Annotated in this window: 13 protein-coding genes; 4 read left to right on the top strand and 9 right to left on the bottom strand. The window is 72.1% G+C overall.

Going from position 1 to position 12,878, the window contains the following annotated elements; genetic code table 11:
* Positions 1-48: 48 nt before the first annotated feature.
* Positions 49-840 (top strand): S16 family serine protease, encoded by a 792-nt coding sequence (locus ACWCQK_RS09745; protein WP_451153709.1) that lies wholly within the window; start codon positions 49-51, stop codon positions 838-840.
* Here the strand turns inward: ACWCQK_RS09745 and ACWCQK_RS09740 are convergent.
* The 7 genes from ACWCQK_RS09740 to ACWCQK_RS09710 all read right to left on the bottom strand — a co-directional run bounded on the left by ACWCQK_RS09740 (position 837) and on the right by ACWCQK_RS09710 (position 6,074).
* Entirely contained in the window at positions 837-1,028 is a 192-nt protein-coding gene (locus tag ACWCQK_RS09740) for a hypothetical protein (protein ID WP_451153707.1), read from the bottom strand. The two genes, ACWCQK_RS09745 and ACWCQK_RS09740, sit on opposite strands and share 4 nt — an antisense overlap.
* 73 nt (positions 1,029-1,101) lie before the next feature.
* The gene (locus tag ACWCQK_RS09735) at positions 1,102-1,686 is read right to left on the bottom strand and encodes an ArsR/SmtB family transcription factor (protein ID WP_451153705.1); all 585 of its coding nucleotides are present in this window, start codon (positions 1,684-1,686) and stop codon (positions 1,102-1,104) included.
* A 108-nt stretch (positions 1,687-1,794) separates the two neighbouring features.
* Positions 1,795-2,676 (bottom strand): glycine betaine ABC transporter substrate-binding protein, encoded by an 882-nt coding sequence (locus tag ACWCQK_RS09730; protein WP_451153942.1) that lies wholly within the window; start codon positions 2,674-2,676, stop codon positions 1,795-1,797.
* A 71-nt stretch (positions 2,677-2,747) separates the two neighbouring features.
* The gene (locus ACWCQK_RS09725) at positions 2,748-3,623 is read right to left on the bottom strand and encodes an ABC transporter permease (protein ID WP_451153703.1); all 876 of its coding nucleotides are present in this window, start codon (positions 3,621-3,623) and stop codon (positions 2,748-2,750) included.
* A complete protein-coding gene (locus ACWCQK_RS09720) occupies positions 3,620-4,933 on the bottom strand; it encodes a betaine/proline/choline family ABC transporter ATP-binding protein (RefSeq protein WP_451153701.1) in 1,314 nt (437 codons plus the stop codon). The genes ACWCQK_RS09725 and ACWCQK_RS09720 overlap by 4 nt, the downstream gene beginning before the upstream one ends.
* Positions 4,926-5,573, bottom strand: a complete 648-nt coding sequence (locus ACWCQK_RS09715; protein WP_451153699.1) for an ABC transporter permease — start codon at positions 5,571-5,573, stop codon at positions 4,926-4,928. Before ACWCQK_RS09715 ends, ACWCQK_RS09720 begins: the two co-directional genes overlap by 8 nt.
* 21 nt (positions 5,574-5,594) lie before the next feature.
* Positions 5,595-6,074, bottom strand: a complete 480-nt coding sequence (locus ACWCQK_RS09710; RefSeq protein WP_451153697.1) for an Lrp/AsnC family transcriptional regulator — start codon at positions 6,072-6,074, stop codon at positions 5,595-5,597.
* A 125-nt stretch (positions 6,075-6,199) separates the two neighbouring features.
* On the opposite strand from ACWCQK_RS09710, the gene hppD reads away from it, so the two are divergent.
* The gene (gene hppD, locus ACWCQK_RS09705; RefSeq protein WP_451153695.1) at positions 6,200-7,348 is read left to right on the top strand and encodes a 4-hydroxyphenylpyruvate dioxygenase; all 1,149 of its coding nucleotides are present in this window, start codon (positions 6,200-6,202) and stop codon (positions 7,346-7,348) included.
* Positions 7,349-7,489: 141 nt separating this feature from the next.
* Here the strand turns inward: hppD and ACWCQK_RS09700 are convergent, their stop codons facing one another.
* On the bottom strand, positions 7,490-8,968 hold the full coding sequence (locus ACWCQK_RS09700) for a tetratricopeptide repeat protein (RefSeq protein ID WP_451153693.1): 1,479 nt from the start codon (positions 8,966-8,968) through the stop codon (positions 7,490-7,492).
* A gap of 92 nt (positions 8,969-9,060) precedes the next feature.
* On the opposite strand from ACWCQK_RS09700, the gene ACWCQK_RS09695 reads away from it, so the two are divergent.
* The gene (locus ACWCQK_RS09695) at positions 9,061-10,467 is read left to right on the top strand and encodes an FAD-binding oxidoreductase (protein ID WP_451153691.1); all 1,407 of its coding nucleotides are present in this window, start codon (positions 9,061-9,063) and stop codon (positions 10,465-10,467) included.
* A gap of 14 nt (positions 10,468-10,481) precedes the next feature.
* Here the strand turns inward: ACWCQK_RS09695 and ACWCQK_RS09690 are convergent, their stop codons facing one another.
* Entirely contained in the window at positions 10,482-10,967 is a 486-nt protein-coding gene (locus tag ACWCQK_RS09690; RefSeq protein ID WP_451153689.1) for an SsgA family sporulation/cell division regulator, read from the bottom strand.
* A 253-nt stretch (positions 10,968-11,220) separates the two neighbouring features.
* On the opposite strand from ACWCQK_RS09690, the gene ACWCQK_RS09685 reads away from it, so the two are divergent.
* Positions 11,221-12,834: an RDD family protein gene (locus tag ACWCQK_RS09685; protein ID WP_451153687.1), complete on the top strand. Its 1,614-nt coding sequence runs from the start codon at positions 11,221-11,223 to the stop codon at positions 12,832-12,834.
* Positions 12,835-12,878: the final 44 nt, after the last annotated feature.

Below are 12,878 nucleotides of genomic sequence, written 5' to 3'. Positions count from 1 at the left end.
GGCCTACCGGCGCCGGGGCGGCCGCCCCCGCCGCGTTAGATTGACTCCGTGCTCTCTCGTCTCACACGCCTCCAGGCCATCGCCGTCTGCGCCCTGCCCGTCGTGGCCCTGGTCGCCACGGCGGCCCTCGCGCCGCTGCCGTTCTCCGTCACGCAGCCGGGATTGACGGCCAATGTGCTCGGCGAGAACCAGGGCACCCCGGTGATCACCGTCTCCGGTGCGCGGACCCGCGAGACGAGCGGACAGCTGCGGATGACGACCATCGAGGCGACCGGCCCGGACGCGCACGTCTCGCTGGGGGACGTGATCGACGGCTGGTTCGCCAAGAACCGGGCGATCATGCCGCGGGACTCGGTCTACCCGAGCGGTGAGAGCACCAAGGAGATCGAGCGGCACAACACCGAGCAGATGGAGGAGTCCCAGGACGCGGCGGCCGAGGCGGCGCTGAACTACCTCCACCTCAGCGACAAGAACGTCAAGGTCACCCTGAAGCTCGCCGACGTCGGCGGGCCCAGCGCGGGCCTGCTGTTCTCCCTGGGGATCGTCGACAAGCTCGACGGCGACGGCAGCGGCGGCGACCTCACGGGCGGCCGGACCGTGGCCGGTACGGGCACGATCACCACCGACGGCAAGGTGGGCGCGGTCGGTGGCGTGTCCCTGAAGACGCAGGCCGCGCGACGGGACGGGGCGACGGTGTTCCTGGTGCCGAAGGACGAGTGCGCCGACGCCAAGTCCGAGCTGCCCGAGGGACTGCGGCTGGTCCCGGTGACCACGCTGAAGGGCGCGATCGGCGCGCTGGTCGCCCTGGAGAAGGGCAAGGGCTCCGTCCCGAGCTGCTAGGACAGACCCCGGTGCGCGAGCGCGGGCCGGGGCGGGGTGGCCAGGCGCAGACCGAGCTCGACGAGGGTCCAGCCCACACGGGTGCGGAGTTCGCCGGGGCGTTGGGCCTGGACGGCGAGACGGTAGGCGTCGGCCTGGTCGCGGAGGTCCGCGGTGTGATGTGCGCAGAGCTGGGTCGCGAGATACATCCCGATGTGGCCTTTCGTCCGTGGTGGCTGAACGCGTGGCGGCTGAGCGAGTGCTGCCTCGGCCCGTGCTGTCTCAGTCCGTGGCGATGGGGAAGACGTGCGTGTGGATCCGTACCGTCTCGGCGTCCTGGCTGTCCGGGTCGTGGGCCAGGGGCCGGTAGTCGTCGATCAGTCGGTGCATCTTGGCGACGAGCTCCGCGGCCAGCTCCGGCGTCAGCCGTAGCGTCGCGTCGCTCATGTCGGAGCCCTGGGACCAGTCCTGCGACCACTCGGCGCGGGTACCGAGCCAGGAGGTCAGCTCGCGGGCGTGGGTGCTCGCGACCTCATGCAGGAACACCTCCGCCGCTCCCCGGACTTCGGGACCGGCATCGTCGAACTCGGCGCTGTTGAAGGACAGTCCCTGGTCCACCGCCCGCCACCAGCGCTCCCGGCCCTTGCCGTGCTCCGGCGCGTCCTCGACGAAGCCGTGGGCGGCGAGCTGACGCAGGTGGTAGCTGGTCGACCCGCTCGACTCGCCGAGCCGCGCGGCCAGTTGGGAGGCGGTCGCCGGACCCCGTTGGCGCAGCGCGTCCAGCAGCTGCATCCGCAGCGGGTGGGCCAGGCCGCGCAGCGAGCGGGCGTCGAGCGGCCTGCGCTTCTGTTCCTCGTGCTCCTGCATGCGTACAAAGGTAGCGTTGCAAAGAACCCTTTGCAACGACTTCTTTGTATCCCGACTCGACGTGCTCCACGCCGACTTCGGGACCCTCCCGCCTGCCTCGTGAAGGGCCTACTTCACGAACCCCTCCGCCTTCATCCAGTCCAGCGCCACCGCGTGCGGGTCCTCGCCGTCCACGTCCACCCGGGCGTTCAGCGTCTGCGCCACGGAGTTGTCCAGCTTCTCGGTGATCGGGTCGAGGATCCGGGCGATCGCCGGCCACTTCTTCAGGGCCTTGGAGTTGATCACGGGGGCCGCGTTGTAGTTGGGGAAGAACTTCTTGTCGTCCCGCATCACCACCAGGTTCATGGACTTGATCCGCCCGTCGGTGGTGAACACCTCTCCGTACGTGCAACTCCCCTTCGCCACCTGGGTGTAGATGATCCCGGTGTCCATCTGGGTGATGTTCCGCGCCGGCACGCTCATGCCGTACGCCTTCTCCATGCCCGGCAGTCCGTCCGCGCGGTTGGCGAACTCGCCCTCCACGCAGAGCGTCACGGCCGACGGGTCCCTCTCGGACAGCGCCGCCACCTCGGACAGCGTCGTCGTGCCGTACTTCTTGAAGTTGGCCTGGTTCATCGCCAGCGCGTACGTGTTGTTCAGCCGGGACGGGGGCAGCCAGGTCAGCCCGTTCTTCAGGTCGGCCGCGCGCACCGCCTCCCACTGCTTCAGCGGATCGGCGATGGGTTTGCTGTTGCCCAGGTAGGTGATCCAGGCGGTGCCCGTGTACTCGTACGCGCCGTCCGCGTCGCCGCCCTTGACGGCCTCGCGGGCGCCGACGGAGCCCTGGATGCCGGTCCGGTCCAGAACGTCCGCGCCGGCCGCCTCGAACGCGATGCCCATGATCGCGCCCAGGATGAGCTGCTCGGTGAACTCCTTCGACGTGACGGTCAGATGCGCGCCCCTGAGCGGCTCGCCCTGTCCGACGGAACCCGGCGACACATCGTCGACCATGGGGGAGCCGGAGGTCAGACCACAGCCGGACACCAGCACCAGCGCCCCGGCGACCGCCGCACGGGCGCCTCTCACGTCTCCACCTCCAGGCCTCGCGGCCGCAGCAGCAGCTCGGCCAGTGACGCCAGCCAGTCCACGAGCAGGGCCAGGGAGATGGTGAGGATCGCGCCGAGGACCAGCACCGGCATGCGCTGGGTGGTGATGCCGGTCGTGATCAGCGTGCCCAGGCCGCCGCCGCCGCCGAAGGTGGCGAGCGTCGCCGTGCCGACGTTCAGGACCAGGGCGGTCCTGACCCCCGCCAGGATCAGCGGGACCGCCAGCGGCAGTTCCACCCGCGTCAGCACGCCCAGGCCGGACATGCCGATACCGCGCGCCGCCTCCAGCAGCGTGGGATCGTTCGCGCGCAGGCCCGCGATGGTGTTGGACAGCACCGGCAGGATGGCGTAGACGGTGATGCCGATCAGAGCGGCCTTGATGCCGGTGCCGAGCCAGATCACCAGCAGGGCGAGCAGACCGATCGCCGGGGTCGCCTGGCCCATGTTGGCGAACGTCATCGCCACCGGGGCCGCCTTCCGGAACGCCTTGCGGGTCAGCAGGACACCCAGCGGAATCGCGATGATCAGCACGAAGAAGGTCGAGATCGCGGTCAGTTCGATCTGCTGCCACAGCGCCTTGGACACCTGGCCGTTCGACAGCGCGTTCTCGGAGATCGTGTCCAGGTCGGCCTGCCGGAACCACAGCCAGGTCGCCAGCAGCAGCAGGACGAGGAAGGCGGGCAGGAAGGTCAGCTTGCGCCAGGTGAGGTGCCCGCGCGGGCGGCGCGCCGGTGGTGGCGCCTGGGCCCCGAACCCCTGAGCCCCGGTCCCGGCCCCGTGCGCTTCGGCCTCGGTGCCGCCCGTGCCGGCCGCCTGGGTCGCCCCGGTCTCGTCCGTCTCGGGAGTGTTCACGCCTTCGTCTCCCCTTCCTCGCCGCCCTCCTGCTCGGCGTGCGTCTGTGCGGCCCGCGCCTCCTCCAGTTCGTGCTGCGCCTCCAGAGCCTCCAGCCGGTCGGCCTCCAGCAGTTCGTGCACGGAGTTCATGAGCGTCTCCATGTCGACGACACCGATGTACTCGCCGCGCCGTCCGGTCACCGCGACCCGCCCCGAGCTGTCCGTCAGCACAGCCTCCAGCGCGTCGCGCAGGGTGGCGTCCCGGGTCACCGTGTCGTGCACCAGCGTGCCGGCGCGGGCCAGCGAGCCCCTGGCGCGCATCATGTCGCCGCGCCGCAGCCACTTGTACGGCCGCCCGCGCCTGTCGAGCAGCAGGACCTCGTTGGTGCCGCTGTCGCGGAGCCGGTGGAAGATGTCCTGGAGCGGGTCGTCGACGGTCGCCGTCGGATAGCCGGTGACTTCCACGTCCCGTACGCGGGTGAGGTTGAGCCGCTTCAGCGCGGCGCCCGCCCCGACGAACCCGGACACGAAGTCGTCCGCCGGGTTGGTGAGGATCGCCTCCGGGGTGTCGAACTGGGCGATGTGCGAGCGTTCGCGCAGGACGGCGATCCGGTCGCCGAGCTTGATGGCCTCGTCGAAGTCGTGGGTGACGAAGACGATCGTCTTGTGCAGTTCGCGCTGGAGCCGGATCAGCTCGTCCTGGAGGTGGTCACGGGTGATCGGGTCCACCGCGCCGAACGGCTCGTCCATCAGCAGGACGGGCGGGTCGGCCGCCAGTGCCCGCGCCACGCCGACGCGCTGCTGCTGGCCGCCGGAGAGCTGGCGCGGATAGCGGCCGTGGAACTCGCCCGGGTCGAGCCCCACCAGGTCGAGCATCTCCTCCACCCGCGCTCTGGTCCGCGCCTTGGACCAGCCGAGCATTCTCGGCACGAGGGCGATGTTCTGGGCGACCGTCATGTGCGGGAACAGTCCCGAGGACTGGATGGCGTAGCCGACCTTCCGGCGCAGTCGCACCGGGTCGATGTCGGTGACGTCCTCGCCGTTGATGCGGATGCGGCCGCCGGTCGGCTCGATCAGCCGGTTGATCATCTTCAGGGTGGTCGACTTCCCGCACCCCGACGGGCCGACGAAGATGACCGTCTCGCCCGCCTTGATCTCCATGGTGACGTTGTCGACGGCGGGGTGGGGGTTGCCCGGGTAGCGCTTGGTGAGGTTCTCCAGCTCGATCGAGGCCCCGGCGTTGCTCTTCCCGGACGCCTCGGACGCCTCGGACGCCTCGGGCGGCGCGGGCGTCTCGGACACCTCAGGGGTCCCGGGCGTCTCAGGCACGGATCCCCCTGGGGATGGTCAGCCGTCCGAGCAGGACGTACGCCGCGTCGAACAGCAGCGCGAGGATGATGATCCCGAGCGTGCCGGCGAGCACCTGGTTCAGCGCGTTCTTGCTGCCCAGGGAGCCGATACCGCGGAAGATCTCGTTGCCGAGGCCCGGCCCGGAGGCGTACGCGGCGATGGCGGCGATACCCATCAGCATCTGCGTCGAGACCCGGATGCCGGTGAGGATCGGCGGCCAGGCGAGCGGGAGCTCCACCCGCAGCAGGCAGGCCGGCCGCGACATGCCGATGCCGCGTGCCGCGTCCACCAGGGAGGGGTCGACGCCCCGCAGGCCCACGATGGCGTTGCGCACGATCGGCAGCAGCCCGTACAGGGTCAGCGCGATGACGGTGGGCGGCACGCCCAGCCCCACGATCGGGATCAGCAGACCGATCATGGCGAGCGAGGGGATGGTCAGTACGGTCGAGGCGGCCGTGGTGGCGAGGTTGCCGCCCCAGTCGCTGCGGTACGTGACGACGCCGACCAGCACTCCGATCAGGGTCGCCGCCACCATGCACTGGAAGACGGCGCTGGCGTGCTGGTAGGCGTCGGTGAGCAGCTGCTGGTGCCGGGTGGCCAGGTACTCCCAGAAGTTCACGCTCGGTCACCCCCTCGCAGGTCAGGTCGTGTCGTCGTGCTCCGCCGCCTGTTCCACCAGCGGGATGATCCGCAGCGGAACGGGGTTCTCCATCACGATCGCGGTGGACGCGCGGACGATCCCATCAAAACCGACAACCAGGTCGATGACGCGCTGGAGATCGGCGTTGGAACGGGCCACCAGCCGGCACAGCATGTCCCCGCTGCCGGTGGTCGTGTGCAGTTCCAGCACCTCCGGGACGGTCGTCAAGTGCGCCCGTACGTCGGCCCCTTGACCCTGCCGGATCTGGAGGGTGGCGAAGGCGGTGACGGGGTAGCCGAGGGCCGCCGGATCGACCTGGGGTCCGAAGCCGCGGATGACTCCGTTCGACTGAAGCCGGTCCAGCCGCGCCTGCACGGTGCCCCGGGCGACCCCGAGCCGCCGGGACATCTCCAGCACGCCGATCCGCGGCTCACGCGCCAGCAGCACGATGATCCGGCCGTCGAGTCGGTCGATCGTCATACCGAAGCCTCCCGGGATGGTCATCATGTACAGAAAGTCCGCTGAAGCGGGTCCCTTGCTGCACAGATTGTCCAGTGGATACGCGAACTATTGCGCACCTTGCAGGGCGGGGCCAGGCTGCCGCCATGACGCAGACCACAGACCGGACCCCCGACACGACCGCCCGGCAGGACGACCCCTTCCCGGTCAAGGGAATGGACGCGGTCGTCTTCGCCGTGGGCAACGCCAAGCAGGCCGCGCACTACTACTCCACCGCCTTCGGCATGCGCCGGGTGGCCTACTCCGGACCGGAGAACGGCAACCGCGAGACCGCGAGCTACGTCCTGGAGAACGGCTCGGCCCGCTTCGTCCTCACCTCCGTGATCAAGCCCGTCACCGCCTGGGGTCACTTCCTCGCCCAGCACGTGGCCGACCACGGCGACGGGGTCGTCGACCTCGCCATCGAGGTCCCGGACGCCCGACGCGCGTACGACTACGCCATCGAGCACGGCGCCCGCTCGGTCACCGAGCCCTACGAGCTGAAGGACGAGCACGGCACGGTGGTCCTGGCCGCGATCGCGACCTACGGCGAGACCCGGCACACCCTCGTCGACCGCTCCGGCTACGACGGCCCGTACCTCCCCGGCTACGTCGCCGCCGCCCCGATCGTCGAGCCGCCCGCCCAGCGCACCTTCCAGGCCGTCGACCACTGTGTCGGCAACGTCGAGCTCGGCCGGATGAACGAGTGGGTCGGCTTCTACAACACGGTCATGGGCTTCACGAACATGAAGGAGTTCGTGGGCGACGACATCGCCACCGAGTACAGCGCGCTGATGTCGAAGGTCGTGGCCGACGGCACGCTCAAGGTCAAGTTCCCGATCAACGAGCCCGCCGTCGCCAAGAAGAAGTCCCAGATCGACGAGTACCTGGAGTTCTACGGCGGCGCGGGCGTCCAGCACATCGCGCTCAACACCAACGACATCGTGCGGACGGTACGGACGATGCGCGCGGCCGGCGTCGAGTTCCTCGACACGCCGGACAGCTACTACGACACCCTCGGCGAGTGGGTCGGTGACACCCGGGTCCCCGTCGACACCCTGCGCGAGCTGAAGATCCTGGCCGACCGCGACGAGGACGGCTATCTGCTGCAGATCTTCACCAAGCCGGTCCAGGACCGCCCGACCGTCTTCTTCGAGATCATCGAACGGCACGGCTCGATGGGCTTCGGCAAGGGCAACTTCAAGGCCCTGTTCGAGGCGATCGAGCGGGAGCAGGAGAAGCGCGGAAACCTGTAGTCCCGGCCCGGCCCCGGCCTGTCCGGCACACCACGCCGGACAGGCCCCGGACCCGGCCTCACGCCCGGGCCGAGCCCCAGCCCAAGCCCCGGGCCGAACCCAAGCGCAGCCCCGGGCCGATCCCCAAGCCGAGTCCCGGCCCTAGCTCCAGCCCGGCTCCACGTCCGCGGGCAGGTCGTCGGCCGCCGGCTCGCCCAGCTGTGTCAGCGCCTCCCGCGCGGCGGGCGCCGCCAGCGGCGAGAAGTTCGGGTTGATCCGCAGCGCGTCCTGGAGATGCCGGCGCGCGGAACCGGTCAGGTCCAGCCGCTGTTCGATGATCCCCACGTGGTACGCGTACAGCGCGCTGCGCACCCCGCCGCCCGCCGTCTTGTCCGTCGCGATCTTGGCGAACTCCAGCGCCTCCTCGTCCTCCCCGGTCCGGTGCAGCGCCCACCCCAGCGCGTCGGCCACCGCGATCCCCGGCTGCCTGCTCCACTCCTCCCGCAGCCGCTCCACCGCCGCCACCGGATCACCGTGGTCCGCCTCGAACTGGCCGAGCACCAGCTCCTCGTCCGCCCCGCCCGCGGCCGCCTCGCCCACCCGCGCCCGCACCCGGTCGTACTCGTCCCGCGCCTCCCGTTCGAGCCCCAGCGACTGGTACAGCTCGCCCAGCTCCAGCGCGTACTGCGGCAACGGCTGCTCGGCCAGCGCCGCCCGGTACGCGGTCAGTGCCTCCCGCGACCGCCCCAGCGCGGCCAGCACCCGGCCCTGCCCGGCCTGCGCGGCCCGCTGGTCGGGGTCCAGCCGCACCGCGTCCCGGAAGCGCCGCAGCGCCTCCTGAAGGTCCCCGCGCTCCCACGCCAGCTGCCCGGCCCGCTCCTGGTACACCGCCCGCTCCGCCGGGGTCGGCGCACCCGCCGCCGCGTCGGCGATGGTGGCCGCCGCGTCCTCCCGCCAGCCCCGGTCCCGGTAGACGGCCGAGGACCGCGCCTGCACGGCCGGCCCCTTGCGCAGCGCCGTCAGCGCGTCGAGCGTGCTCCGGGCCTTCTTGTAGTCGCCCAGGCCCGTGTACGCGTCGATCAGCAGCGGATACGTCGTCCACTGCTTCGGCGCCTGCTTCAGCGCCTGCTCGCCCCACTCCCGCGCGGCCGGGAAGTCACGGCGCGCGTTCGCCAGCCCGGCCAGCCCGGCCAGGGCCTGCGTGTTGTCCTTCGGGCGGGTCCGCAGCGAGGTGCGCAGCGCCTCCTCGGCCCGGGGGTAGTAGTAGGCCACCTCCGCCGTCCGCCGCCCCTGCTCCGCGTACGCCGCCCCGAGCGCCGCCCACGTCAGGGCGTCCTTGGGGTGGACCCGCAGATACGTCTCGCGCTGTCCGATCAGCGCCGTCAGCTCGGGCAGTGTCACCGGCACCCCGCCCAGCACCGCGGTCTGCGTCCGCGCCAGCGCCTGGGCCCTGGCCTGGGCCAGCGCTCCGGGGGCCGGCGCCGGGGGCGCCTCGACCGGCCGCTCCGACGGCAGCAGCATCAGCGTCCCGCCCAGGGCGACACAGGCCATGCCCGAGGTGATCAGCAGCGCCCGGACGACCCGTCTGCCGGTACCCGGCCGACCGGTCGAGGCCACAGAGGTCATCGGTTGTCCGTCCATGGCGCTCACTGTGCGCCAGTACGACGACCACATCGCGGCAGCCGAAGGGTGCCGCCGACGGGGTTCACACCGATGGCCCCGGGTGCGAACCTGTGATCATGAGCCGTATCGAAGCGCCTCGTGACGAACAGACCGGCATCCTCGTCGACCGTCTCCGGGACGGACTGCCCGCCGAGGCGGTCCTCACCGACCTCGACGTCACGGCCTCGTACGCCAACGACATGGCCAGTTTCTGCCCGGCCGGCGCCCCGGCCGTGGTCGTGCTCCCGCGTACGGTCGAACAGGTCCAGCACGTCATGCGCACCGCGACCGAACTGCGCGTCCCGGTCGTCCCGCAGGGCGCCCGCACCGGTCTGTCCGGCGGCGCCAACACCTCGGCCGGCTGTATCGCGCTGTCCCTGACGAGGATGGACCGGATCCTGGAGATCAGCCCGGTCGACCGCATCGCCGTGGTCGAACCCGGCGTCGTCAACGCCACGCTCTCCCGGGCCGTCGGCGAACACGGCCTCTCCTACCCTCCCGACCCCTCCAGCTGGGAGACCTGCACGATCGGCGGCAACATCGGCACCGCCTCCGGCGGCCTGTGCTGCGTGAAGTACGGGGTGACCGCCGAGTACGTCCTCGGTCTGGACGTCGTGCTGGCCGACGGCCGTCTGCTGTCCACCGGCCGCCGCACCGCGAAGGGCGTCGCGGGGTACGACCTGACCCGGCTGTTCGTCGGATCCGAGGGCTCGCTCGGTGTCGTCGTACGCGCCGTCCTGGCCCTGCGGCCGCGGCCCCCGGAGCAGTTGGTGCTGGCCGCCGAGTTCGCGTCCGCGGCCGACGCCTGCGACGCGGTGTGCGCGATCATGGCGGGCGGACACGTGCCGTCGCTCCTCGAACTCATGGACCGTACGACGGTGCGGGCCGTCAACGCTCTCGCCCACATGGGGCTCCCGGAGACCACGCAGGCCCTGCTCCTCGCCGCCTTCGACACCCCCGACCCGGGCGCCGACCTGGCCGCCGTCGGCGCGCTGTGCGAGGCGGCCGGCGCCACCCAGGTCGTCCCGGCCGACGACGCCGCCGAGTCCGAACTCCTGCTCCAGGCGCGCCGGCTGGCGCTGACCGCGCTGGAGGCGGTCAAGGGCACCACGATGATCGACGACGTGTGCGTGCCCCGCTCGAAGCTGGGCGAGATGCTGGCGGGGGTGGAGCGGATCGCCGAGAAGTACCGGCTGACCATCGGGGTCTGCGCCCACGCGGGCGACGGCAACACGCACCCGACGGTCTGCTTCGACGCGCGCGACCCCGACGAGTCCCGGCGCGCCCGTGAGTCCTTCGACGAGATCATGGCGCTCGGCCTGGAACTGGGCGGCACGATCACCGGCGAGCACGGTGTGGGCGTACTGAAGAAGGAGTGGCTGGCGCGCGAGCTGGGGCCGGTGGGCCTCGAGATGCAGCGGGCGGTCAAACAGGTCTTCGACCCGTTGGGCCTGCTGAACCCGGGCAAGCTGTTCTGACCCGTCCCGGCGGTTCACTCACCGCCCTTGGAGTCCTGGGACTCGTCCGACGGCCAGGGATCCCACAGCCACAGGTCGTCGGCGGGCGTCGCCGCGAGCAGCTCGGCCAGACCGTCGTCCAGGTCGAGACGCGCGCCCTCGGCCCCCGGCGGCACCAGCCGCAGCGTGCGCTCCAGCCAGGCCGACACCTGCGCGGCCGGGGCCTCCAGCAGGGCGTCCCCGCCGGGTGAGGTGAGCGCCATCAGCACCACGCTGCGGCCGCCCACCTTCGTCGGCCACACCCGCACGTCCCCGTGCCCGCAGGCCCGGAACACCCCCTCCACCAGCAGCTCACGGGCGAAGGTCCACCGCACGGGCTGCTCGGAGTTGATGTGGAAGGCGACATGGACGGCGTACGGATCGTCGCTGTGATAGCAGAGGCGGGCCGGGACGGGGATGCTGCGCTCCGGCGACAGGATGAGCCGGAGCTCCAGTTCGCGCTCCACCACGGTGTGCTGCATGGCTGCGGTCCTCTCTCGTGCGGGTCTCCCGCGGGGGCCTCGGTGTGGGCCCGTACGGGTGAGAGAGAGGGGAGCCGGAAGCATTACGCGGGTTCGCGGAACTTTTTTCCGGCCTTCCTTCCGAGCGTGTGACGTACGTGCACGAGGTTGCCCGGAAAGGGGCGGGTCCGGCGGGACTGGCGGTGCGCGTTGCGCTCGTCTGATAGATGTGGAGGCCCCCATTTGACCTCCGAGCAGATACGGGACGACGGACATGAGCGCCCCAACCCCGGCACCCGGTGACGACAGGCCCCGCGAGGGGTATTACCCGGACCCGTCCATTCCTGGATATGTCCGGTACTGGAACGGTGCCTCCTGGGTACCGGGCACCAGCCGTCCGGCCCCGTCCGGCGGAGCGTCGCTCACGCCGCCGTCCGGCGGGGCGCAGGCGTCCGCGCCCGCGCCGGTCGAGGAGACCGGCCCGCACTTCTTCGACGAGGACCCCGGGCAGCAGCGGCCGGTCACCCCGGCCGAGGCTCAGCACGGCAGCCGTCCCGAGCCCGCGTCCGCCTGGGGCGCCGACCGGTCCCGGCAGTCCGGCTTCGGCGGCGACCAGGACCGCAGGGTCTCCTGGGGCGCGCCGCAGGGCGCCGACCCCCGGGTCGCCGCGGAGCGGCCCGAACCGGGCGCGCCGGGGACGCCCGCGGACTCGGGCGATGTCCCGGCCGACGGGACGTTCATGTTCCGCCGGCCGACCGCCGGATCCGGCGCGGCGGTGGCCTCCGGCGCCCCCGCCGACCCGGCGGCTCCCGGCGTCTCCCGCCCCGGCGCTCCCGCCGGGGACGAGGGCACCATGACCTTCCGCCCGGCACCCCCGCGCACGGCGCGGCAGGACGGGGCGCCCGGAGCGCAGTCCGGGGGCGCGTCCGCGCACGCGAGCGGCGTACCGGGCCCGGCCGGGGGCCCCGGGGCCGCCGGATTCGGGCCGCAGGGGCCGATGGGACCTGGGGGACCCGCGGGTGCCGCCGGAACGCCGGCGGCCGGTCCGCGGGCTCCGGGCGCCGGGCCTGCCGAGGAGTTCGGGGCCGACGGCTACGGCCCCCAGGGCCCCGTCGCGACGCCCGCGTCCGGCGCCGGTACCGGACGCCCCGGTTTCGGTGCCGGGAAGGCCGCCGCGGCCCGTGCGGCGTCGCAGGCGTCGGCACAGTCGCCGGTGGAGGCCGCCGCCGGCGTCCCCCCGCAGGGCGCCGCGCCGATGACGCCGATGAGCGGCGGGTCGGGCGGCGGCCAGCCCTCCTGGGCGCAGCAGGTGCACCGGCTGGCGGGCGCGGACGAGGGCGGCCCCGTGGCGCCCTGGAAGCCGCCGGTCGAGGACGTGTTCCAGGCCGCCGCCCGGCGCCGGGCGGCCGCCCGCCCCGCGGGGGTCGGCAAGCGCCTCGCCGCCCGGCTCGTCGACACGCTGGTCCTCGCGGCCGTCACCTCCGCGGCCGCCGTCCCGCTCGGCACGAAGGCGCTCGACCACGTCAACGAGAAGATCGACACCGCCAAGCTGTCCGGCCGGACCGTCACGGTCTGGCTGCTCGACGGTACGACGGCGGTCTACCTCGGCATCGTCCTGGCCGTGCTGCTCGGCTTCGGCATCCTCTACGAGGCGCTGCCCACCGCCAGATGGGGCCGCACGCTGGGCAAGAGACTGTTCGGTCTGGAGGTGCGGGACATCGAGGGCCACGAGCCCCCGGCCTTCGGCGCCTCCCTGCGCCGCTGGCTCGTCTACAGCGTCCCGGGACTGCTGGGCATCGGTGTCGTGGGCGTCCTGTGGTGCCTGTTCGACCGGCCGTGGCACCAGTGCTGGCACGACAAGGCCGCGCACACGTTCGTGGCGGACTGACCGTATACGGGGACGAGCGGCCGAAATCAGTACTCCGGACGGCC

Source organism: Streptomyces sp. NPDC002306 (assembly GCF_053593435.1).
The sequence above is the reverse complement of the archived record's forward strand: the minus strand, read 5'-3'. Positions and strand labels throughout refer to the sequence as shown.

What these genes read in the sequence shown, in the direction of transcription:
- ACWCQK_RS09740 (WP_451153707.1), bottom strand. Translation starts at nt 1,028, where the DNA reads ATGTATCTCGCGACCCAGCTCTGCGCACATCACACCGCGGACCTCCGC.
- ACWCQK_RS09735 (WP_451153705.1), bottom strand. Translation starts at nt 1,686, where the DNA reads ATGCAGGAGCACGAGGAACAGAAGCGCAGGCCGCTCGACGCCCGCTCG.
- ACWCQK_RS09730 (WP_451153942.1), bottom strand. Translation starts at nt 2,676, where the DNA reads ATGGTCGACGATGTGTCGCCGGGTTCCGTCGGACAGGGCGAGCCGCTC.
- ACWCQK_RS09710 (WP_451153697.1), bottom strand. Translation starts at nt 6,074, where the DNA reads ATGACGATCGACCGACTCGACGGCCGGATCATCGTGCTGCTGGCGCGT.
- hppD (WP_451153695.1), top strand. Translation starts at nt 6,200, where the DNA reads ATGACGCAGACCACAGACCGGACCCCCGACACGACCGCCCGGCAGGAC.
- ACWCQK_RS09700 (WP_451153693.1), bottom strand. Translation starts at nt 8,968, where the DNA reads ATGGACGGACAACCGATGACCTCTGTGGCCTCGACCGGTCGGCCGGGT.
- ACWCQK_RS09690 (WP_451153689.1), bottom strand. Translation starts at nt 10,967, where the DNA reads ATGCAGCACACCGTGGTGGAGCGCGAACTGGAGCTCCGGCTCATCCTG.
- ACWCQK_RS09685 (WP_451153687.1), top strand. Translation starts at nt 11,221, where the DNA reads ATGAGCGCCCCAACCCCGGCACCCGGTGACGACAGGCCCCGCGAGGGG.